This window comes from Pseudidiomarina sp. PP-1MA (assembly GCF_041200125.1).
Taxonomy (GTDB): domain Bacteria; phylum Pseudomonadota; class Gammaproteobacteria; order Enterobacterales; family Alteromonadaceae; genus Pseudidiomarina; species Pseudidiomarina fusca.
Map to the genome: position 1 here is coordinate 1,140,827 of NZ_CP165718.1, position 23,231 is coordinate 1,164,057.

General features: G+C 48.8%; 15 protein-coding genes and 6 pseudogenes. 16 read left to right on the plus strand and 5 right to left on the minus strand.

Going from position 1 to position 23,231, the window contains the following annotated elements; genetic code table 11:
• Positions 1–410: 410 nt before the first annotated feature.
• The 10 genes and pseudogenes from AB8S08_RS05485 to AB8S08_RS05530 all read left to right on the plus strand — a co-directional run bounded on the left by AB8S08_RS05485 (position 411) and on the right by AB8S08_RS05530 (position 11,689).
• Positions 411–1,700 carry a TolC family protein gene (locus tag AB8S08_RS05485; protein ID WP_369744039.1) on the plus strand — a complete coding sequence of 430 codons (1,290 nt, stop codon included), beginning with the start codon at positions 411–413 and terminating at the stop codon, positions 1,698–1,700.
• Position 1,701: 1 nt separating this feature from the next.
• Positions 1,702–3,228 carry an efflux RND transporter periplasmic adaptor subunit gene (locus tag AB8S08_RS05490; protein WP_369744040.1) on the plus strand — a complete coding sequence of 509 codons (1,527 nt, stop codon included), beginning with the start codon at positions 1,702–1,704 and terminating at the stop codon, positions 3,226–3,228.
• Positions 3,221–6,346 (plus strand): efflux RND transporter permease subunit, encoded by a 3,126-nt coding sequence (locus tag AB8S08_RS05495; protein WP_369744041.1) that lies wholly within the window; start codon positions 3,221–3,223, stop codon positions 6,344–6,346. Before AB8S08_RS05490 ends, AB8S08_RS05495 begins: the two co-directional genes overlap by 8 nt.
• Before the next feature lie 99 nt (positions 6,347–6,445).
• Positions 6,446–6,814, plus strand: a complete 369-nt coding sequence (locus AB8S08_RS05500) for a hypothetical protein (protein WP_369744043.1) — start codon at positions 6,446–6,448, stop codon at positions 6,812–6,814.
• A 96-nt stretch (positions 6,815–6,910) separates the two neighbouring features.
• Complete coding sequence (locus tag AB8S08_RS05505; protein WP_369744045.1) at positions 6,911–7,249, plus strand: P-II family nitrogen regulator; 339 nt, start codon at positions 6,911–6,913, stop codon at positions 7,247–7,249.
• A gap of 57 nt (positions 7,250–7,306) precedes the next feature.
• Positions 7,307–7,678 (plus strand): cation transporter, encoded by a 372-nt coding sequence (locus AB8S08_RS05510; protein WP_369744047.1) that lies wholly within the window; start codon positions 7,307–7,309, stop codon positions 7,676–7,678.
• Positions 7,679–7,705: 27 nt separating this feature from the next.
• A complete protein-coding gene (locus tag AB8S08_RS05515) occupies positions 7,706–8,164 on the plus strand; it encodes an ATPase (RefSeq protein ID WP_126758670.1) in 459 nt (152 codons plus the stop codon).
• Positions 8,165–8,209: 45 nt separating this feature from the next.
• Positions 8,210–8,404, plus strand: a pseudogene (locus AB8S08_RS05520) (transposase); the annotation flags it as partial.
• 1 nt (position 8,405) lies between these two features.
• A pseudogene (locus AB8S08_RS05525) lies at positions 8,406–9,242 on the plus strand (IS3 family transposase); the annotation flags it as partial.
• A 113-nt stretch (positions 9,243–9,355) separates the two neighbouring features.
• Positions 9,356–11,689 (plus strand): heavy metal translocating P-type ATPase, encoded by a 2,334-nt coding sequence (locus AB8S08_RS05530; RefSeq protein WP_369744049.1) that lies wholly within the window; start codon positions 9,356–9,358, stop codon positions 11,687–11,689.
• A 217-nt stretch (positions 11,690–11,906) separates the two neighbouring features.
• On the opposite strand, the pseudogene AB8S08_RS05535 reads toward AB8S08_RS05530, so the two are convergent.
• Positions 11,907–12,982, minus strand: a pseudogene (locus AB8S08_RS05535) (IS3 family transposase).
• A 180-nt stretch (positions 12,983–13,162) separates the two neighbouring features.
• Between AB8S08_RS05535 and AB8S08_RS05540 the strand changes: the two are divergent.
• From AB8S08_RS05540 to AB8S08_RS05555, 4 genes are read left to right on the plus strand one after another with little or no spacing between them, the layout of a single operon-like run.
• A complete protein-coding gene (locus AB8S08_RS05540) occupies positions 13,163–13,486 on the plus strand; it encodes a hypothetical protein (protein WP_369744050.1) in 324 nt (107 codons plus the stop codon).
• A 45-nt stretch (positions 13,487–13,531) separates the two neighbouring features.
• Positions 13,532–14,779 (plus strand): TolC family protein, encoded by a 1,248-nt coding sequence (locus AB8S08_RS05545; RefSeq protein ID WP_369744052.1) that lies wholly within the window; start codon positions 13,532–13,534, stop codon positions 14,777–14,779.
• On the plus strand, positions 14,776–15,681 hold the full coding sequence (locus AB8S08_RS05550; RefSeq protein WP_126758673.1) for an efflux RND transporter periplasmic adaptor subunit: 906 nt from the start codon (positions 14,776–14,778) through the stop codon (positions 15,679–15,681). The genes AB8S08_RS05545 and AB8S08_RS05550 overlap by 4 nt, the downstream gene beginning before the upstream one ends.
• A gap of 12 nt (positions 15,682–15,693) precedes the next feature.
• A complete protein-coding gene (locus AB8S08_RS05555) occupies positions 15,694–18,813 on the plus strand; it encodes an efflux RND transporter permease subunit (protein ID WP_369744053.1) in 3,120 nt (1,039 codons plus the stop codon).
• Between the two features lie 272 nt (positions 18,814–19,085).
• On the opposite strand, the pseudogene AB8S08_RS05560 reads toward AB8S08_RS05555, so the two are convergent.
• The 3 genes and pseudogenes from AB8S08_RS05560 to AB8S08_RS05570 form a co-directional block, all read right to left on the minus strand.
• Positions 19,086–19,763: pseudogene (locus AB8S08_RS05560) on the minus strand (transposase); the annotation flags it as partial.
• The gene (gene lspA / locus AB8S08_RS05565; RefSeq protein WP_369744054.1) at positions 19,750–20,262 is read right to left on the minus strand and encodes a signal peptidase II; all 513 of its coding nucleotides are present in this window, start codon (positions 20,260–20,262) and stop codon (positions 19,750–19,752) included. The gene lspA and the pseudogene AB8S08_RS05560, both read right to left, overlap by 14 nt.
• Before the next feature lie 3 nt (positions 20,263–20,265).
• Positions 20,266–20,682: pseudogene (locus AB8S08_RS05570) on the minus strand (cation transporter); the annotation flags it as partial.
• A 64-nt stretch (positions 20,683–20,746) separates the two neighbouring features.
• On the opposite strand from AB8S08_RS05570, the gene AB8S08_RS05575 reads away from it, so the two are divergent.
• A protein-coding gene (locus AB8S08_RS05575; protein WP_153950439.1) for an IS3 family transposase occupies positions 20,747–21,834 on the plus strand; the annotation gives its coding sequence in 2 pieces (ribosomal slippage) (positions 20,747–20,999 and positions 20,999–21,834; 1,089 coding nt in all).
• 42 nt (positions 21,835–21,876) lie between these two features.
• Here the strand turns inward: AB8S08_RS05575 and AB8S08_RS05580 are convergent.
• Positions 21,877–22,359, minus strand: a pseudogene (locus AB8S08_RS05580) (sodium:proton antiporter); the annotation flags it as partial.
• A 95-nt stretch (positions 22,360–22,454) separates the two neighbouring features.
• Here AB8S08_RS05580 and cadR point away from each other — a divergent pair.
• On the plus strand, positions 22,455–22,862 hold the full coding sequence (gene cadR / locus AB8S08_RS05585) for a Cd(II)/Pb(II)-responsive transcriptional regulator (protein WP_009403731.1): 408 nt from the start codon (positions 22,455–22,457) through the stop codon (positions 22,860–22,862).
• The last annotated feature ends 369 nt before the right edge of the window (positions 22,863–23,231 follow it).

The following is a 23,231-nucleotide window of genomic DNA, read 5'->3' on the forward strand; positions in this document are numbered from 1 at the left end:
GATCCTACTGAGCAAGTTTGCGATCTTGCAGATTGCGAAGTGTCACATTCTCTTACCGATAACTGTTGCTCTGATTCAATGATGCGTCATTGTTACAGCCCGTCAATTACTGTCGTTTATTCTGAGCAATCCACCGTTCCGCCTATTGATAAGCTGGTTTTTAACGCTTCCTCATTCTTAGATACGAATATTAAAGAAAAGCACTCTCTCTCGCTATTTCGGCCCCCAATCTACTCTTAAAAAGTACTAAATTTCTCGCTCCTGGCGCGTTTATCGTCCAGGTAAAAGCACAGCTATAAGCTTTGGTTCGGTCATTGTCGTTACGACGTCGTTCGTCGTCCTCGTTACGGTCCGACTCATAACTTGGTCTGTGTTTAATTTAGAAATTCACAGTTTTTGAGAGTAACAATATGAAACTTTTAAGAAGAATGGCTTATTTAAGTGTTCTGACTGTAGTGGTGCCAAATTTTGCAAATGCGCAAGAGCCGCCTTTGAATTTGCAAGACGCAGTGAGTATCGCTGTACAAGAAGACCCTTGGCTAACAGCAAGTAAGCAAACCCAAGAGGCATTCGCGAGTGAAGCGATAGCCTCTTCCAGTTTGCCTGACCCTACAATATCATTCACGGCTGCCAGTTTCCCTGTTGACAGTTTTAGTTCAAGACAGGAAGGGATGGCCCAGTTAGTCGTCGGTGTTTCACAAGCATTTCCCAGAGGAGACACTTTATCGTTGTCTCGTAAGCAGAAAAACCAATTAGCTCAAAAACAACCGTTTTTGAGAGCGGATCGCATTGCTAAAGTCAAAACAACGGTCACTAAGTTGTGGTTAGATATCTTTTTCTCTCAGCAAAGTATTCGCTTGATTGAATCGGATAGAGCGCTTTTTGAACAGTTAGTGTCGACGGCTAAGGCGAGTTATACCAGTACCGAGGGAAAAGCACGGCAGCAAGATGTTATTAGAGCCCAACTTGAGCTTACACGCCTGGATGATAGGTTGACGTCACTGCGACAAAAAGAGGAGCAACTTCAAAGCGAATTGTCGGAATGGATAGGTGTTATAGCGAAATCAAGGTTACCGGATGACCTTCCGAGTCTTACGCTGAAGAAGACATTGCTATCACCTTCGACAATACCGAATCAAGCCTTGTACGAATTGATAAAAGAACACCCGGTTTTGCAAGCGACCGATCAAGACATTTTGGCGTCGGAGACATCTGTCGAGCTCGCTCAGCAAGGTTATAAACCGCAATGGTCAGCCAATCTGAAATATGGCCATAGAAACGACGATCCAAGCGGCAATGACCGTGCCGACTTGCTGTCAGTCGGGGTTACGTTCGATGTCCCTTTATTTACTGATAACAAACAGGATAAGCAGGTACGCTCAGCAAAGTTTAAAACGGAAGCAAAAAAAACTGAGAAGTTATTGGTTGCCAGGCAGTTAATAGCCAATTTACGCAGTACGTTTTTACAACTGAACCGTTTGAATGAACGTGCTGCCCTATATCACGAAGAGCTACTTCCACAAATGTCCGCCCAGTCTGAAGCCGCATTGACTGCCTACAACAATGATGATGGCGACTTTGCCGAGGCGGTACGGTCACAGATTGCGGAAATCGACGCAAAAATTGATGCATTAGCAATCGCCATCAACCGCCAAAAATTGATTGCCGAAGCAAACTACTTATTACTTTCAGGAGTGTAAAATGAAAACAGTCACCAAATCTCTTATAAGTTTAGCTGTAGGCTTTGCAGTTGGCGCTGGCGCTATTGGCTATGTAATGCAATCGACTGAAGTGTCTGATCGTTCATCGGGCAATGCAGAAAAAGAGCCGTTATATTGGGTGGCTCCGATGGATCCCAATTATCGTCGAGACAAACCAGGAAAGTCTCCAATGGGGATGGACCTTATTCCTTACTATGGCGATGATGCAGAAGAGAGTTCACCTGGTACGGTGAGAATTGATCCCGACGTTATTAATAACCTTGGGGTTACAACTGCAACCGTCACGTCCTCGAGACTCAACCTAGATATCGAAACAGTTGGCTATGTTCAGTTTGATGAGGACCGAGTATTAACAGTAAGTCCTCGTGTTGAAGGCTGGATTGAGAAGCTTTTCGTAAAAGCGGTTGGTAACTCGGTTAAAGCCGGCGAGCCTTTATACAGTATTTACTCTCCTGAAATGGTTAATGCGCAAGAGGAGCTTGTATTGGCCTCGCAAAGAGGTAATCAGGTGCTAATTGATGCCGCTGAAGAACGCTTAAGAGCTCTGCAAGTCTCTGAATCTGAGATTAAAAAGTTAAAAGAAACTCGTAAAATTCAGAAAACAATCACGGTAAAAGCAAAGCAGTCCGGGGTATTGGATAGACTGACTGTGCGTGAAGGTGCGTTTGTAACGCCGAGTATGAATTTAATGACCATTGCTCAACTGGATAAAATTTGGGTTATTGCAGAAGTCTTTGAGCGGCAATTGAACCAGGTTGAGGTAGGCAATGACGTTCAAATGAACCTTGAGTATGCTCCAGGTAAAGAGTGGCAAGGAAAGGTTGATTATGTCTATCCGTCACTTAACCCTAAAACTCGGACGGGACAAGTTCGAATTCACTTCGATAACCCAGATGGTTTTTTAAAACCGGGCATGTTTGCGAATCTTAACATTAAGGCTGGTTTAGGCGACAAAAACTTAATCATCCCTAAAGAAGCGCTTATCCGAATGGGTGATTCGAACCGAGTTGTCCTGGCACTGGGTGATGGGAAATTTAAATCAGTTAATGTTGATGTTGGGCGGTTAGGGAGCTCGCGAGTTGAAATTTTATCGGGTCTCATGGCAGGTGATGACATCGTTACTTCAGCTCAGTTTTTGATTGATTCTGAGTCCAGTAAGTCCTCTGACTTTAAGCGCATGCAACATGACACGCATGTTGATAACGAGAGCCATGGCAGCATGTCAAGTGACACAACAGCTCAAGCTGTCTGGGTTGAAGCAACCGTTAAAAATGTTATGCCTCAACACTCGATGGTTACGCTGGAGCACGGTGAGATTTCTGAATGGGACTGGCCTGCAATGACGATGGACTTCGATGTTGCTTCGGATGTTGAACTTTCTCAGCTTAGCACGGGGTTATCCTTGCATGCGGAAATAACGCAAGTCGGGAAGCAACAGTACCAGCTCACATCGATTCATATTCCTGAGCAAAAACAAGTGACAGAGCAGGAGCATAACCATGATTAAGTCAGTCATTCGATGGTCAGTGAGTAACCGTTTTTTCGTTCTTCTGGCGACATTAATCCTCGTGGGTGTTGGTGCTTTTGCGGTTAAGAATACGCCCGTAGACGCACTGCCGGACTTGTCGGATGTCCAGGTGATCATTAAAACCAGCTATCCGGGTCAAGCGCCGCAGGTGGTAGAAGATCAAGTAACCTATCCATTAACAACCGCTATGCTGTCTGTCCCCGGCGCTAAAACCGTCCGTGGATATTCGTTTTACAGCGACTCCTATGTGTATATCATTTTTGACGAAGATACAGACGCTTACTGGGCGCGTTCGCGAGTACTGGAATATTTGTCTCAGGTTGCTCCGAAACTGCCTTCTAATGCAAGACCGCAATTAGGCCCTGATGCAACAGGGGTTGGTTGGGTGTATTTGTATGCCTTGGTTGATCGCACGGGTAACCACAATTTGAGTGAGTTACGCAGTATGCAGGATTGGTTTTTAAAGTATGAACTGCAAACGGTCGAGGGGGTTTCGGAAGTTGCCGCCCTCGGCGGGATGGTAAAGCAGTACCAGGTGAAAGTGGATCCGGAGAAGCTGCGCGCATTCAATATTCCTCTTGCTCACATACAAAATGCTATCCAGCGAGGCAATCGGGAAGTGGGGGCGTCGGTGGTTGAAATGGCGGAAGCTGAGTATATGGTCCGGGCCTCAGGCTATATTGATAGTGTGTCAGACTTAGAGAGTATCCCGCTTGGCGTTGATGAAAATGGCACGCCATTATTACTTAAAGACGTTGCTGATGTGGGTGTGGGCCCCCAAATGAGACGCGGTATCGCCGAACTCAACGGTGAGGGAGAAACCGTGGGTGGTATTGTGGTAATGCGTTTCGGAGAAAATGCCCAAAAAACGATTGATGGCGTTAAACAAAAGTTGGAAGAATTAAAGTCTGGGCTACCAGAAGGTGTCGATATAGTCACTGTCTATGATCGTTCGGGGCTTATCTCGGATGCCGTGGAAAGTCTCTGGAAAAGTGTAGTAGAAGAACTCGCTATTGTCGCGTTTATCTGTGTGATATTTCTCTTCCATGTCCGCTCCTCGCTGGTTGCCGTTATCAGCTTGCCTTTGGGTATTTTAACCGCGTTTATTGTCATGTATTGGCAAGGAATTAACGCGAATATTATGTCACTTGGAGGGATCGCAATCGCTATTGGCGCTATGCTCGATGGTGCCATCGTCATGATTGAAAATATGCATAAGCATATGGAAAAAACGCCACTGACAGCAGAGAACCGCTGGCGGGTGGTTGCCGCCTCTGCTTCAGAGGTGGGCCCTGCTCTTTTCTTTAGCTTGCTCATTATTACCGTCAGCTTTATGCCGGTATTTACCTTAGAAGCCCAGGAAGGGCGGATGTTTTCTCCGCTTGCTTTCACGAAAACTTACGCAATGGCAGCCAGTGCAGCCTTAGCGATTACCGTTATCCCCGTGTTGATGGGATATTTTATCAGAGGAAAGGTAACACCTGAGGGGAAAAACCCGCTTAATCGGTTATTGATCGCCGGGTATAAACCGCTTTTAAAAGGCATTTTGAAATACCCCAAGACAGCAATTGGCGGAGCGCTTGTTATCCTGGCCGTTGGTGTCTGGCCGATTGACAAAATTGGTAGTGAATTTATTCCAGATTTGGATGAGGGCGATTTGATGTATATGCCCACTACCTATCCCGGATTATCAATTGGTAAAGCAAGGGAGCTGTTGCAGCAAACCGACAAGCTCATAAAAACGGTACCGGAAGTGAAGACGGTTTTTGGCAAAATTGGTCGAGCGGATACCGCCACTGATCCGGCACCCCTAACGATGATTGAAACCTTTATTCAACTGAAACCGAAAGATCAGTGGAGAGACGGTATGACCACTGAGAAGTTGAAAAAAGAACTGGATGCGCTTGTAAAGTTTCCGGGGCTGACCAATGCGTGGGTTTACCCCATTAAAACTCGCATTGATATGTTATCGACAGGTATAAAAACGCCGGTAGGTATAAAAGTTGCCGGAGCTGATCTTAATGAAATTCAGAAGATCGGTCAGCAGCTTGAAACGATACTTGATGATGTCGATGGTACGGCTTCTGTTTATTCAGAGCGAGTGGCTGGTGGACGCTATGTCAAAGTCGACATAAAAAGAGAGCAGGCTGCACGTTATGGCTTGAACATTGAGGATGTTCAGCAGGTTGTTGCCACGGCTATTGGCGGAATGAATGTTTCAGAGACCATTGAAGGGCTTGAACGTTACCCAATAAACTTGCGCTACCCTCAAGATTACCGTGATTCGCCGGAAGAATTAAAGAAGCTACCTTTAGTTACGCCAAACGGGCAGCGTATTAGTTTGGCGGATGTGGCTGATGTCTACGTTGAACTTGGACCGCCGGCAATTAAAAGCGAAAACGCAAGACTTAATGGCTGGACTTTTGTCGACATTGAGGGAGTTGATGTCGGCACTTATGTTGAAAAAGCAATGAAGGTTGTAGAACAAGAACTCGAGTTGCCAGCAGGGTATTCAGTTACCTGGTCCGGGCAGTACGAATATATGGAAAGGGCAAAGGAAAAACTGACTTACGTGATTCCGTTAACGCTCGCGATTATTATCGTTCTTTTATATATGAACTTTCGAAACGCTACAGAAATAGCCATTATATTGGGAACTTTGCCTCTCGCATTGGTGGGGGCAATCTGGCTAATGTATCTTTTAGATTATAATTTCTCAGTTGCTGTAGCGGTTGGTTTTATAGCTCTAGCAGGTGTCACTGTAGAAATAGGAATACTAATGCTGACTTACCTAAACCAGTCCTATAATGAATATGAAAAAAGTCAGTTAGAGCATGGTAAAGCATTAACGAAAGAGGGTCTCTCTCTTGCCGTAATGGAAGGGGCAGGACTTCGTGTTCGCCCAGTCATGATGACGGCCGTTTCTACAATTGCTGGTTTATTGCCTATAATGTTTAGTACAGGGACTGGGGCTGAGGTGGTTAGTAGAATAGCGGCGCCAATGGTTGGAGGAATGATCAGCGCTGTTATCTTAACCTTGCTCGTATTACCTGCTGTTTACTATTTGTGGCGAAAGAAAGACGTTAAGGTTAGATGATACCTTACTCTGTAAATATCACCTGCGCATCTTTGATCTCGATCAATGATGTGCAGGGGGTAGTATGCTAATTTATAGCATGGCAATAGGAGCGCACATATGTTTCAAGCAAAATTTTTAGTTGTGCTTATGTTAGGAATAGTGATACAGCTATCCTTCCCAGCCGCTCCTCCTTATAACAATGCTTCCAATGTACAGCACGAAAAAAGTGTTAGCCATATGGATGTTAGCAACGAAAGCAAAGATAACTTTCATTGCGATGAAAGTGAGCAATCTATCATTGACGACTGTTATTGCTGCGTAGCTGATAAATGCTCTATGGATGAAGAGTGTAACTCTGCGAACTCACCTCTAGTATTTATTCAATTCGACACCTCGATAAACTCTCCTAGAAACTTGCCACATCCCTTGTCTTATAAAGCTGATGTGAAGCAAATACTCTTCGATATTTACTACCCTCCGAAATAGCACTACTAAATTACAACTCTAGATTTTCTCGAAATTTAAGTAACTAGACTAAACACAGTCCATAAGCTATATGTTTTAGGGCTTTTAGGGGGGTATATGAACCTATCTAAAATTACCGCTATTTTTGATCAACTTCGACAAGACTCAGTGGAAGAGGCTCTCATCGGCCGTGGCGTTAGCGGCTTTACGCTGTTTCCTGTGCGAGGACGGGGTTACTACTTCGATAGCTATAACGATGATCACTTAGTTGATCACGTACAGCTTGAAGTTTATGTGAACAGTGATGATGCGCGTGATGTTGCCCTCTTGGTAGTTGAAGCGGCCCATACTGGGGTATCTAACGAGGGATTAGTTTCTATCTCGCCAATCGATGAATTGTTCTGGGTTCACGAGAAACGAGCAGCCACTAATAAAGAGCTTTCGTTACAAAGTTAACACCGAGCAAATGTTGCCTGAAACGTATTGGTAGTTTTAATTAACAGGACAGTATTGATGTCAAATAACGATCATAGAGCAGGAGTGCGGGAAATTAACTTAGTCAATCGCACATTAAAGCTAAACACTGAGAGTGTGAAAAAAATTGGCGAAGCGATTAACGAAATCGATCGCTTGGTTGGTCTCGATAGAGTTGCCTATGACTCTGAGCGTAACTTGTTATTGGTAGCTTATGATGCCTCTAAAGTGGATCTCAATGTTATAGAGGAAAAGCTCAGGAAGTTTGGTGTTGAAATAAATAGTGGGTGGTGGACTCATCTGAAAGAAGAGTACTACAAGTTTATTGACCAAAATATTAAAGATAATTCGGAACATACACCGTGGAGTTGTCACAGAAGTCCGCCAGTTAACAAAAGCAAACGAAAGTAACGATTAATTATAGGTAACGAGTAAAAAATGCAAATAGAAACAATCAAAGATGTGCTGAGTTGGACCGTTGATTTCCACAAAAACCTGAAGGAGTGTGTTACTCACTGCTCTAAACAAAACCAAGATGAACGAGCTCGGATGATTCTAAACTACGTGTCGGGTCATGAGGCTAGCTTAGAGCGAATGGTCGAAGGTTTTTTGAGTACAGCAAACCGAAATGCATTAGACACTTGGTGTTATGACTATATTGGGAAACATCCCATCGTTGAGCATGGACACTGTGATTCGCCTTTTAAAGAGTTAGATACTGATCACATTATGGAGAACATTGTAAACCATCATGAGCAAGTCATTGAGTTGTATGAACACCTATATTCCCGTGTTGATATAGACAGCGCAAAAGAGCTGTTAGAAACAGTAAAAAACGTTGAAGAAAATGAAATTAAACGAATGGTGCACACTGCGAATCGATTTTCGGATATGTAGTGAGTGACGGTTTTATCGTTGGTACTTTACGGGAAATAGCTTGTAACTATCCTATTGAAATTAGCTGGCAAAGACGCGGAGTCGGTTTACCGGGCACTGTTAAAAATATTTAAGCAGATGCCGGCAGAATACCGGAAATCGCTCACCTGGGATCGCGGTATGGAACTGGCTAAGCATGCTGATCTAACAAAAGAAATTGGTATACCCGTTTACTTTTGCGACCCCCAATCACCATGGCAACTACCCAATCAGGGCTCTGTGTCGGGTTATGAAGGTCAGCAAGTCGGCTTACTATGACTGGTGCAAGCGCCCGGGCAAGCTGATTGGCGCTCAAGAGCTGCAGCTTCGCCGCCGGCTCAAGGAACTGTTCAAAGCGAGCAGATCCAGCTTGGGCAGCGGGAAAATGATGAAGGCACTTCGCGCGGAAGGCTTTGAAATTGGCCGATACCGGGTTCGCCGGCTTATGGATCAAATAGGCTTGAAGGTGACGCAGCGCGTGGCTTACAAAGTAACCACCAAGCGCAAACACAGCGACAGCGTAGCGGGCAATTTGCTGAATCAGAATTTCAACCCAGTGGGCCCGAATCAGATCTGGGCGGGCGATGTGACCTACTGCCGCACCGGCGAAGGCTGGATGTATCTGGTGGTTGTGATGGACCTGTATTCGCGGCGCATCGTGGGCTGGGCAATTGATAAAACGATGACCACCAGTTTGGTGCTGCGGGCTCTGATTACGGCTTACAACCTGCGCAGGCCGAGCAAGGGGCTGGTGTTCCATAGCGACCGCGGGTCGCAGTACACCAGCAAGCGGTACCGGAAGCAGCTTCAGCGTTTTGGTATGCGAGCGAGTATGGGCGACGTTGGCGCCTGCTGGGACAACGCAGTTGTTGAACGATTTTTTGGCAGCCTGAAACATGATTGGCTCTTTAAAGTGTCACAACCGACACGTGAACATATGAAAAGGGATGTGGCCGCTTACATCCGTTACTACCACCTGGAGCGACTACATTCGGCCAACGGCGGCAGGTCGCCAGTTAACCATGAATTATTGTTTAAAAATGTGTCCGGATTTAGTTGACCAGTACATCCAATGGATTAAAGTGGTGCTGAAAAGAAGTAAATGTATGCAGTCATGAGGCTATACGCACGCATATACGGAATTTGGCACATACCTCGAGAGGATTAGTTGTTATGAGGCAGAATCAATCAGAACATCCACACCACGTGGATCCGTCGCACACAGATGCGCCGCTCTCAGATCCCGTGTGCGGCATGCGAGTTACAGAGAATTCATCCCATCACATGGAGCATGAGGGTAAGTCTTTCTATTTTTGCAGCACCAAGTGTTTGGGTAGATTCCGTGATGACCCGGAAAAGTACCTCGATCCCACCAAGTCGGAGGAACATACAACGCCGCATGAGCCCGGCACGACGTACACTTGCCCTATGCATCCGGAGATCCTGCAAGATCACCCGGGAACCTGTCCAAAGTGTGGCATGGCTCTTGAGCCATTGATGCCCAGTCTGGATGATGATAACAATCCAGAGTTGAAAGATTTTTCACGCAGGTTCTGGTGGACGCTGCCGTTTACTGTCATCGTGACAATACTTGCTATGTTCGGCCCGCAGCTTGGCTGGTTCAGCATGAGCGTGCAAACATGGATCGAACTCGTTCTTTCAATACCGGTAGTGTTGTGGGCAGGGCAGCCATTTTTTGTACGGGGCTGGCAATCAGTAGTGAACCGCAGCCCGAACATGTGGACGCTGATAGGCCTTGGTACTGGAGCGGCGTTTATCTATAGCACTATCGCGACGATAGCACCGGGCATATTCCCTGAAACTTTCATGTCGATGGGCCGCGTTTCAGTCTATTTTGAAGCAGCAGTTGTCATTATTTCGCTGACATTGTTGGGTCAAATGCTTGAGTTGAGGGCACGCTCGAAAACATCAGCTGCCATCAAGTCCTTGCTCGGTCTGGCGCCTAAGACAGCACGGCGGATCAACAAGGATGGCACTGAGGAAGATGTGCCTTTGAATCACGTACATGAAGGTGATCGCTTGCGCGTTCGCCCTGGTGAAAAAGTCCCGGTTGACGGCACGGTAGAGGAAGGTAATAGCTCATTGGATGAGTCGATGTTGACCGGAGAGCCACTCCCCGTAAGCAAGCGGCCCGGAGACAAGGTGATTGGCGCGACGATGAATACTTCAGGCGCTCTTGTGATTCGGGCAGAGAAAGTGGGTTCTGCCACAGTGCTCTCTCAGATTGTGCAGCTCGTAGCGCAGGCGCAGCGTTCGCGCGCTCCCATGCAGCGCATGGCTGACTTGGTTGCCGGTTACTTCGTTATGGCTGTAGTGGTCATCGCCATAACAACTCTGTTCGTTTGGGGATTCTTCGGTCCGCAACCGAGCTGGGTGTACGGTTTGATAAATGCTGTTGCGGTGCTGATTATCGCTTGCCCGTGTGCGTTGGGGCTGGCCACACCCATGTCCATCATGGTGGCAACCGGCAAAGCCGCTACGCAAGGCGTGCTGTTTCGCGATGCCGCCGCGATTGAGAACTTCCGCAAAGTCGATACTCTGATTGTTGATAAAACCGGCACATTGACTGAAGGACGTCCGGCTTTTGAACAAGCAATTCCGGCAGGTGACATAACTGCCGATGAAGTACTACGTCTTGCAGCGAGCCTCGATCAAGGCAGTGAACATCCACTTGCCGAAGCTATTGTGAACGCGGCGCGCGAGCGCGGCCTCACACTCAGTGCAGTCGACGATTTTGAATCAGGTAGCGGCATCGGCGTTCGTGGCCAAGTCGATAGTAAGTCGCTGGTCCTGGGCAATACAGCTCTGATGCAGCAAGACGGGATTGATGTTACCCACCTGACAAACATCGCCGACTCATTGCGCGAAAAAGGTGCGAGTGTCATGTATCTCGCCTCGGATGGCCAACTTGCAGGCCTGTTGGCTGTCTCCGACCCGATCAAACAGAGCACGCTGGAAGCAGTGCGAGATCTCCAGCAAGCGGGGATTCGTATCATCATGGCAACCGGCGATGGTATTGCAACGGCTAACGCTGTTGCCAGGGAATTGGGAATCGACGAAGTGCACGGCGAAGTCAAACCTGCTGACAAGCTTGACCTCGTCACACAGCTTCAAGCTGAAGGTTGTATTGTAGCTATGGCTGGGGACGGGATTAACGATGCCCCGGCTCTCGCAAAGGCTAACGTAGGTATCGCCATGGGGACGGGTACAGACGTTGCCATGAACAGCGCTCAGGTAACCCTGGTCAAAGGCGACTTGCGTGGAATCTCCACCGCACGGCACCTTTCCGATAGTACCGTCGCTAATATGAAGCAAAATCTGGGTTTCGCGTTTATCTACAATGCGCTTGGCGTCCCGATCGCAGCCGGTGTGTTGTATCCCCTCACGGGTATTCTGCTCTCACCCATGTTCGCCGCACTCGCAATGAGTCTCAGCTCGGCATCGGTGGTTTTCAACGCTCTCCGGCTTCGTGGCTCACGCGATTGAATGGGGCGATAACCCACGGAATGATGCTCTGATAACACAAGCTGCTGAAGAACAGATGTTTCAGCAGCTTGTGCCCCCTCATCCACCATCCGTTGATTAACGAGGCCTTAATCGATGCTGTTTCACCAGCGTATAGAATACCGGGATGACAATGAGTGTGAGGATAGTGGAAGAAATGTAAATACCCCATTTCTAACACAGTCATCTCGTAGAGTATTTATGCCGCATTTCGGTACTCAAATGGCGTCATGTCATTGAGTGAATCGTGCGGTCGTTCGTTGTTGTATAGCTCAATCCAATCTTCGGTTATTTGCTTCACTTCGTTCAGGTTGTTGAAGATGTAGCAATCGAGTACATCATCACGATAAGTTCGGTTAAATCGTTCAATGTAGGCGTTTTGATATGGGCAACCAGGTTTAATGTAATCAATCATAATGTCATGTGCTTTTACCCAATTTACAAACACTTCCGAGGTGAATTCGCTGCCATTATCAACCCGAATTTTCTCAGGGTAACCATGCCACTCAGCAAGTTGGTCAAGATAGCGTATGACGCGCAACGACGGCATGCTGGTCGCAATATCGATACCTAAAACTTCGCGATTAAAGTCATCAATGGCATTAAATGTGCGAAACCTGACTTTGTTGTGCAAGCTGTCACTCATAAAGTCCATTGACCAGGACTTACCCAATGCATTCGGTGCAGCCAATGGCTCTGGGTTGCGGTTGGGTAATCGCTTTTTGCCTTTGCGTCGCAGGTTCAGTTTTAGCTCAGTATAAACGCGATAAACACGCTTGTGGTTCCATCGATGGCCTAGCTTTCGAAGGCGTTTAAAGCACTTCGGGAACCCCCCACCGATGGTGCTTGTCGATTAAAGCATTCAAGGCATCAATGATTTCGTCATCATCGGTCAATTTTGGCTCGTAATAGTAAGCGGTACGGCTAATGCCAACTACATCACAGCACTTTACAACGCTCGCGTTATACTGCACCTGCAACTCGCGTGCCCAGGTTTTCCGTTCTGCCACAGGTGCTAGAGCTTTTTTATTATGTCTTCTTGCATTTGTGACTTGAGGCTCAGCACAGCATACATCTGCTTAAGCCGGCGGTTTTCTTCTTCCAGTTCTTTTAAGCGGCGCACATCAGACGCTTCCATACCACCGTATTTTTCGCGCCATTTGTAAAACGTTGAATTACCGATGCCGTACTTACGGCAAATATCTTTCACCGGCATCCCGGCTTCGGCTTCTTTTAAATCGCCACAATTTGGCTTTCAGTCATGCGTTTGCTCATCGTAAAACTCCTTTGCTTTAGTTTAAAAGAAATTCTACGAGCGAGCTGTATTATTTTGCGGGGTAGTTACACCATTTACACAAAATCTTTTACAGTCTCTTTATAAACTTCTCTAAAGAATGCAATCCTTAGTTAACTGACAACTGGTCTTTTGGAAAATGATTTGATAAAGTGCCCACCATGAAATTATCTTGGTTGCTTATCACCGTCGTATTGATACACAGTTTTTTTACCTGTGCGTCGGCGGCTGGGCACGTGGAAGACACCAATCATCAAAGTGTGGATATTGTCTTTGACGCAGACCATGCTGCCGAACATCAACAGACCAACGACGCGCAAGCGGACATCGATCACGAGCATCAATTTCACGCCCATATAAGCTGTATTACTGGCTACGGAGTGTTTGTTTCCGTAACACCAGTCATCGTGGCTTCTAATTCAAAATCTTCAACATTTGGTCAAAGCCTGACTCATCAACCACCGGTCCCTCCACCAAACGTGTAACCGTTAACTTTAATTTCTAAATCTTTAAGTTAATGGAGAAGCTACATGAAGTACTTAAGCTTTGTGGCAGCCTTATGTCTTGGCGTTCTATTGTCAGAGGCACATGCTGCTACAACCGAGTTAACGCTGGAAGAGGCGTTACAGAAAACGTTAAAAAACAACCCTGAATTACTTGAATACGATTACAAAATACGTGCTGCCGCCGCGATGGTTGAACAGGCTGAGTTTTCACCCAACCCGACCTTGTCAGCGGAAGTTGAAAACTTAGCGGGCTCTGGTGAGTTTGGGGGGATCAGTAACGCCCAGTTGACGGTGTCTTTTTCTCAGCTTATTGAGCTAGGGGATAAAAGGCAGTTGCGAGTGGATGCTGCCACGGCGAATGAAAAAGCCCAGCAAGCGGAATATGAGTACCGCCGAGTTGAAGTGTTAGCTGAAGCGACACAACGTTTCTATGAAGTTTTGAAGTTACAGCAATTGGCGCTCATCAGTGCTCGCCAGTTAGAGCGAACTGAACGCCTACTCACCATAGCGAAAGAACGGGTATCAGCCGGAGCGGTGCCGAAATCTGAGGTTATCCGCATTCAGCTAGAATTAGAGCGCCAATACGCCTTTTCTGATGAGTTAAAGGGTAAGCTCAAGCAGCAGAAAGTCGAGTTGGCGTCAATGTGGGCAGGCGACATCGATTTTGACTTGGTCTCAGGACGTTTTGCATTCCCGTTGGCGTTACCTGCAAGGGGGGAAGTGCTCACGGCCGTTAATCGGGCTCCGGAATACTTGCGGTTGCTAGACTCTGAGCAGCTTTTGCAAGCTCAAGCGAATGCGTTAAAGGCAGATTCTGTTGCGGATGTGACTGTTGGTATCGGTGCCCGTTATGACAACCAATTAAATGATGCCGGTTTTACCGTTCAGGCCTCAATGCCATTGCAGTTAAGCAATCCTAATGTGGGCCGTATTAAGCAACGCCGTATATTGTATCAATCGAACCTCGCACAACAGAAGCAGGTCCGACAACAACTGAAATCTGTGGCGCTTTCTTTAGTGCATAGCTTACATACTCACCAAGACTACCTGCAAAAGGTGACACAGCGCCTACTGCCATTATCTGAACAGCTATTGGAACAAACTCGACAGGGTTACGCGCGAGGTACGCATTCCTTGCTTCAGGTGCTAGATGCCCAGACAGAGCTCGCCAAACTTGAGTATGAAAAATTATCCCGAGCGCATGCGATCTACAGTGACATGATCCAACTTGAGCGCATGACAGGACAGCCATTTTTAGGAGTACAACCATGAAACTTAAGCAGTCAGTGATTGCGATAATCAGTGTCGCTGTTTTTTCAATGTCTGCAGTTGCCTCGCAAGAGCAACATTCAGAACACGAAGCACCTCATACAAACTTGAGCGATGTGGCCATAAAAAATGCTGAAATAACCATAGCCAAAGCTGGGTCGCAGGAGATTAACGTAAAGCAAACGATGTTTGGTGTTATTGCACCCAATAACAATAACATCGTGCATGTCGGCGCCAAGTATAAAGGTCTTGTCACTTCGCTACCGGTGAATATCGGTGATGTGGTGAAATCAGGGCAAACGCTTGCGGTGGTTGAGAATGTTACTACCGGCACGGCGTTTGCGGTGAAAAGCCCAATTAACGGCGAAATCACCGAGCGATATACCAATATCGGCGAAGTGGTAGAGCAAAAGCCGTTATTTGAAATCTTGGATTCTTCATCGGTTTGGGTGGAGCTCTCAGCGTTTCCGGAAGACATTGAGTCTCTGCGAGAGAATCAAACGGCCTTCGTTTACGACCTGCATAATCACAAGACCGTTGAGGGTGTTGTGTCTTATATATCCCCTAAAATGAGCGGCGGACATATCGCTCGGGCGCGTGTGCAGTTGCCGAATGAGTCAGGCCATTGGCGGCCAGGCATGCACGTCAAAGCTGACGCGGTTACCGACATTTTTACCGCAAGCTTAGCAGTCGATAACGACGCGATTCAGCGCTTAGAAGATAAACCGGTGGTGTTTGTTCAGGAAGGTAACCGTTTTGAAGCCCGTAGCCTTAAGTTAGGCCGGACGGATGGCGAATTTACCGAGGTTTTATCAGGTTTAGAAGGCGGCGAACGTTATGTCGTTGAGAATAGCTATTTGATCAAAGCTGACATTCTCAAACAAGGTGCTGGCCACAGCCACTAGGGAGATTCAACAATGATAGATGCACTCATTCGCTTTGTGGTTGAGCGTCGGTGGCTGGTGCTCGCAGCAACCCTTTTAGTTGCTGCCGCTGGTATCTACAGTACGCTAAAGCTGCCTATAGACGCCGTGCCCGATATTACCAATGTTCAGGTACAGATAAATTCAGAAGCGCCAGGCTATTCACCTTTAGAAACGGAACAACGAATTTCGTATCCGGTAGAAACAGCGATGGCGGGCTTACCCAAACTGGACTATACGCGCTCGATCTCACGGTATGGACTGTCGCAGGTGACCGTAGTATTCGAAGAAGGTACCGATATTTATTGGGCTAGACAGCAAATCAGTGAGCGATTACAAAAGGTCAGAGGTGAAGTACCACAAGGCATAGAGCCTACTATGGGACCTATTGCGTCTGGTCTGGGGGAGATCGTGAATTACGTGGTGCGTGCTGAAGAGGGGGCGACTAACGCCAATGGCAAGCCTTATACGCCAGAGCAGTTACGTACCATTCAAGACTGGATCATTAAACCACAGCTGGTCAAAGTGCCGGGCGTGACGGAAATTAATAGCGTTGGTGGTTACGAAAAACAATACCAGGTAGCACCAATCCCGGGCCGCATGCTGGCTTACAAAGTGACTATGCAGGACTTGTTCAAAGCGTTAGAGCTGAACAACAGGAATGCGGGGGCTGGTTACATTGAGAAAAATGGTGAACAGTGGCTTGTGCGCTCGCCCGGTCAGCTCAAAACGCTTGATGAGATTCGAAATGTGGTCATAACCAAGCGTGATGATGCGCCAGTGCGCGTCAGCGATGTTGCTGAGGTCAAACTGGGAGAGCAATTACGCACTGGTGCGGCAACCTCGGGCGAGAGCGAAGTGGTATTAGGCACCGCCATGATGTTGATTGGTGAGAACAGTCGTATTGTTGCCCAGAATGTTGCAGATAAAATTGACGAAGTGCAACGAAGCTTACCCGACGGAGTGTTGATTGAAACGGTGTATAACCGTACTTCTCTCGTTGATAAAACCATTGCAACGGTCGAGAAAAACTTGTTTGAAGGGGCGGTACTGGTCATTGTTGTGCTGTTTATACTACTCGGGAATGTCCGGGCAGCGCTAATTACCGCCTGTGTCATTCCGTTAAGTATGCTATTTGCTGTTAGCGGTATGGTTGCCAACAAAGTGTCCGGTAACCTGATGAGCTTGGGGGCAATTGACTTTGGCATTATTGTCGATGGTGCGGTTATTGTGGTTGAAAACGCGTTGCGACGGCTTGGAAATGCACAGCAACGCTTAGGCAGGGTACTGACTACTAAAGAGCGTTTAATTGAAGTCACTCATAGTACTCGTGAGGTATTTAACCCTGCGGTATTTGGGGTGCTTATTATTATGCTGGTGTACTTGCCGATATTCGCCCTAAGTGGGGTCGAAGGAAAGATGTTCCACCCGATGGCTTTCACAGTGGTAGCGGCATTGCTAGGGGCGCTTATTTTCTCGGTGACTTTTGTACCCGCGGCTATTGCAATATTTGTGCGTGGCAACATTCAGCACGGTGAAAACCGCATCATGCGGGCGGCGCGCAAAGTGTATCAGCCGGTTTTACGGCAGACACTGAAGCTTCCGGTTGTCATTATTTTGATTGGCTTTGGCCTATTTGCGGTGTCCATGTTTCAGGCCAGTCGCATGGGAACTGAGTTCTTACCTCAACTGGATGAAGGCGATATTGCAATGCATGCGCTGCGTATTCCGGGGACAGGACTGCAACAATCCATCGACATGCAAAAAGACGTAGAGTCTGTGGTCTCGGAGTTTGATGAAGTAAAATTGGTGTTCTCGAAAATTGGTACCCCGGATGTTGCGACTGACCCGATGCCACCGAGCGTCGCGGATACTTTTATTATTTTGAAGGAGCGCAAGGACTGGCCAAACCCAGAGAAACCCAAAGAGCAATTGGTTGCGGAAATACGAACCGCTGTGCAAGAGCTGCCCGGTAATAAGTACGAGTTCACGCAGCCCATTGAAATGCGTTTTAACGAACTTATCGCTGGGGTGAGAGCCGATTTGGGGGTTCGTATCTATGGTGACGACTTGCAGACATTAAAGCAGCTCGGCGATTCAGCTGCATCCGTCATCCGAAAAGTTGATGGTGCCGCCGATGTTCGCGTCGAACAAATGACGGGCTTATCAACGCTTTCTGTCCATCCTAAACGTGATCATTTGGCCCTGCTTGGCTTAACGGTGGCGGACGTACAAAGCGCAATACAAGCCGCAGTTGGCGGTGTTCAGGCTGGAATTATTTACGAAGGTGATAAGCGGTTTAAGCTTATGGTGCGTCTGAATGACGATTGGCGCGATAGCATTGAACAGCTGAAGTCGCTGCCGGTGGATGTTTCTGCGGATAACCCGGAGCTGCAGTACGTGCCGTTAGGCGAGATAGCTGAGTTGAGCTTAAAAAGCGGACCAAACCAAATTAACCGTGAGAGTGGCAAGCGCAATGTCATCGTGAGTGCAAATGTCGAAGATCGGGATTTAGGGTCGTTTGTTGCCGATGTGCAAGACGCGATAAACGCTGAGGTTAACTTGCCGGCCGGTTACTGGGTCAATTATGGCGGAACTTTTGAACAGCTGCAGTCAGCGTCGCAGCGGCTCAGTCTGGTTGTTCCGTTGGCATTATTACTGATTATCGGTTTGCTATACAGTGCCTTTAACTCGATCAGTAGCGCCTTAGTGATCTTCACTGGTGTGCCGCTGGCGCTAACCGGTGGCATATTCGCTCTGGCACTGCGTGACATGCCGTTATCCATTTCAGCTGCGGTTGGCTTCATTGCGCTATCCGGTGTGGCTGTCTTAAACGGCGTGGTGATGCTGACGTTTATACGGCAACTATTACGTGACGGGCTCCCCCTGAGAGATGCGGTGTTTGAAGGTGCACAACAGCGGTTACGTCCGGTACTAATGACGGCGCTGGTAGCGAGCCTGGGCTTTGTTCCGATGGCGTTTAATAGCGGTGTGGGTGCCGAAGTGCAGCGGCCGTTAGCGACAGTGGTTATTGGCGGTATTGTATCGTCAACATTGCTGACGTTGGTGGTGCTTCCAGCGCTTTATTATTTAGTGCAGCGTTTTAAAGAATAGAGAGTTAGGTCATTGAGCGCAGTTAGAGCCCGCTTTTATGAGCGAGCTTTAACTGCCTCAATCCATGCGAAAGTCGCCCTGGTTTTGGATGACGGTAACGTCAGGTTGTAGGCCTGTGTTACTAAGCGTGTTACATCCGTTGCTCAGAAACGAAAAAGTGTTAATCTTCAATCGTGTTACTTACCTTGTTACTAAATCTTCAGCTTTAGTTTTTGGGTATACGGATTTAATGGTTGATGGGGCACCTTCACCCCATCAATCTGATACCACCCTCAGATGGTTGATAGATCGACTCCGTAGTTGAGTTCCTCTGCGAAGTCCGGCAGTCCGTAACCGATGGTTTTCTTGTAGAAAGGAGAGACCTTCGCAGTCGGTGCCTTCTTCTTGTGCTTCGTGGTGTAGAGCTTTCGTGCCCGCATCACCTCGAAGGAGTAACCGCGCCCTTCACGGTTCTTGTCCTTGGCCAGTCGGTTGATGGACTCCGTGTAAGCGTTGGTGACGGGCATGTCCGTCTCGAAGTAGGTCATGGTCTCTTCGCGCCAGTTTCCCACTGCCCTGACCAGATCGCTCCAGACTTCCTTTTGGCCCTTCGGGATGGTGGCTATCCACTCGTCCATGGCGGCTTCTGCCTGGAGCCGTGTGGTGGCGTCCCAGATGCCGTAGAAGCGCTCCTTGTGCTCGTAGGCGGCCAGCAGTTGCGGGAACGCGCCTGTCCAGGTCTCCATGATGAGGCGCTCCCGGTCTGAGACTTCGTGAGCGCGTTTCAGCAGGATTTTCCGGTCTCCCTTGAGGTTTCGGCTCTGGGAGGGTTTCAGCTCCTTTCTGAGGCCCTTGCGCACTCTCTCTAGGGCATCGTTGGCCATGCGCACCACATGGAACTTATCGACCACGATACGGGCCTGGGGCAGCACAGCCTTGACCGCTGCCCGGTAGGTGTCAGTCAGATCCATCCGGCTCGGCATTGGTGTTTGCTTTTTTACCCAACAAGCTGCTGGAAACGAAAAGTAAGGCACCGAGGACAATTGCAATATCAGCCAGGTTGAAGGCTGGCCAATGCCAGTCTCGCCAATAGAAATCAAAGGAATCCACAACATAGCCGCGAAAGACCCGGTCAATCAGGTTGCCCATGGCGCCACCGAGGATAAGACTGTAAGCGATGGCTTCTCCTTTATGACGATTTTCAAGGATCAGCTTGATCAGAAAAATCGAGACCACTACCGCGATTCCGATAAAAAAGTAGCGCTGCCAGCCTCCACCATTCGCAAAAAGACTGAATACGGCACCGGTGTTCCATAGGTGCACCCAGTTAAAGAACGGGGTCACCGAAACATACTCGCCATAGGCCATTGATTGCTGCACCAGCCACTTTACAGCCTGATCAGACGCTGCCAGCAGGCCCGATATGGACAATAGGGCATACGGCGAGAGCTTTTTGCCAATAATGAGCATTATTTAACCCTTCAACGCCAAAATGCGTCTGGCACCGTTAAGTACAATGCCCCCCGCGATGGTGCCGATAATCAGATCCGGATAATTGGAACCGGTCCACGCGACCAGGGCGCCGGCGGTGATGACCCCCAGGTTGATCACCACGTCGTTGGCCGAGAATATCCAGCTCGCCTTCATGTGCGCCCCGCCTTCCCGATGTTTGGATATGAGCAGCAGACAACTGGTATTGGCAATCAATGCGACGAATGCGATAGCCATCATCACCAGCGATTCAGGCTCACTACCGAATACAAAGCGTCTCACCACCTCTACGAGCACGCCCACAGCCAAGATCAGTTGCAGTACACCAGCAAGATGCGCGGCACGTGCCTGCATTTTCACGCTATGTCCAACCGCATAAAGGGCAAGCCCGTACACCGCGGTAATCCCCCCGCAAAAGCGATGGGGTCAGAAGTAGAATTTTCTCGTTGAGGAGTTCTACCGCATGAAGAAGTCGAGATTTACGGATAGCCAGATCATTGAAGCCATCAAGCGCGTGGAGGCTGGTCTTGCCGTTCCTGAGCTGTGTCGAGAGCTGGGCATCAGCTCGGCGACGTTCTACAAGTGGCGATCGAAGTACGGCGGCATGGACGTATCGCTGATGGCGCGCATGAAGGAGCTGGAGGCCGAGAACGCCCGGCTGCGCAAGATGTACGTCGAAGAGAAGCTCAAGGCCGAGATCGTGGCGGAGGCGCTAGAAAAAAAGTGGTGAGGCCATCTCGCCGCCGCGAGATGGCCCGACATGCCGTGCAAGATCGCGGCGTATCGATCCGGATGGCTTGCGAGGCGTTCAGCATTAGCCAGACCTGCTATCGGTACGTCGCCAAGACCGACGCCGAGAACGAGGAGATCGCAAACTGGCTGCTTCGCCTGACGGACAACCACCGCACCTGGGGCTTTGGGCTGTGCTTTCTGTACCTGCGGAATGTCCGCGGCTTCCAGTGGAACCACAAGCGCGTGTACCGGATCTATCGCGAGCTCGAACTGAACCTGCGTATCAAACCGCGCAAACGGCTGGTTCGGCAGACGCCCGAGCCGTTGACGGTACCGACCCAGGTCAACCAGGTGTGGTCGATGGACTTCATGCATGACCAACTTGCCGATGGACGTAGCATCCGAGTGCTGAACGTGATCGATGACTTTAACCGCGAGGCGCTGGGCATCGAGGTCGACTTCTCGCTGCCTTCGGAGCGTGTGATTCGCACGCTCAAGCAGATCATTGGCTGGCGAGGAAAGCCCTTGGCCATTCGGTGCGATAACGGTCCCGAATACCTGAGCGCGGCAATTGTCGATTGGGCCGGAGCATGGGGCATAAAGCTCGAATACATCCAACCGGGCAAGCCCCAACAGAATGCCTACGTCGAACGGTTCAACAGGACCGTGCGCTACGAATGGCTGTCCCAATATCATTGGGACGATCTGGACCATGTACAACGCGTCGCCACGCAGTGGATGTGGTCCTACAATCACGAGCGCCCAAATATGGCTCTGGGCGGATTTACCCCAAAACAGCGGCTCGCCATGGCCGCGTAGCCTTCCTACTTCTGGCAATTGCTATAAATGGGGGGATTACCCCGCCGCATCGGCAAAATTGTCCAGGGATTCTCCAATCAGGCCGGTGGACCGGGCGATCAGACCGGCAGTCATTTCCACCACGAACAGAAGTGCATTGATGCCGAGCAACCAGCGCAGGGTCCCGGATTCTTGCTTAGCAGAAGCTGCCGAAAACTCGGCGGCCTTGATGGTCTCCGGATTTGCAGCGACGGTTTCCTGAAGCGAGGCGCCTAGCCCCAAGGTCTTCAGTTTCGAGGTGACGGGCTCGACCTCGCCGTCATGCACGACCTTCAGCCGGCGGTTCGACAAGTCGAAGGACAGCGCCCGAATTTCCTCAAAGCCGTTCAGGGCTAGGCGAATCATTCGTTCTTCTGATGGACAGTCCATCTTCGGCACGGCATAAACACTGACCCATCTCCCTGGCGCCTCGGAGGAGGCCTGTATATCGGTATCCGCTGCGGACGTTGCATCACCGCCACAGGCGCCACCACAGGATTTGCTCATGATACGACTCCACTTGAACAATGTTGTGGTACCATTTAAAACTATAAAGCTACTATAAGGTCAATAGAGTAAAGAATCCGTTGGGGAGGAGGCTGATGCGCATTGGTCAGTTGGCGCAGTTGGTAGGGGTCGAAACACAGACGATCCGCTTCTATGAACAGCAGGGCTTGTTGCCGCCGCCTGATCGGCAGGACAACGGTTACCGTGTCTATACCGAGAAGCATGGTGAGGGGCTGGCCTTCATCCGTCGCTGCAGAATCCTGGGCCTGTCACTGGCTGAGATTCACGAACTACAGAGCTATGAGGACGACCCTCATCAGCCTTGTACCGCCGTCAACGCCTTGCTCGATGATCACATCTCTCATGTGCGGTCGCAGATAACCGCTCTGCAAGCGCTTGAGAAACAACTCGTTTCACTGAGAGCGAGTTGCAACGATGACCGGGAAGTTGAGGCGTGTGGGGTTCTTGCTGGAATTAGCGAAGGAAACATGCACCAGCAGTAGGTGAAGCATCAACCAGATAATCCGATGAGATGCCGGTCTGTCTCACTCTCATGCAAAGGTAAGATCAACCATTTAATCCGCTTACCCGAATAACACTTGTCCTGGCCAGCAGCATCCGAACGCCGTTGCTCAAGTTCGCAGTTTTCCATAAGCCCCCCTGTTTTCTCAAAAGTCATAAATAGCAGTCTAATTGAGAATTAGGTTTTGAGATAGGTTTATGAGAACGAAAAACCCGCTTAATCGCGGGCTTTTTGTCGTTTTCAGAAGACGGCTGCACTGAACGTCAGAAGCCGACTGCACTATAGCAGCGGAGGGGTTGGATCCATCAGGCAACGACGGGCTGCTGCCGGCCATCAGCGGACGCAGGGA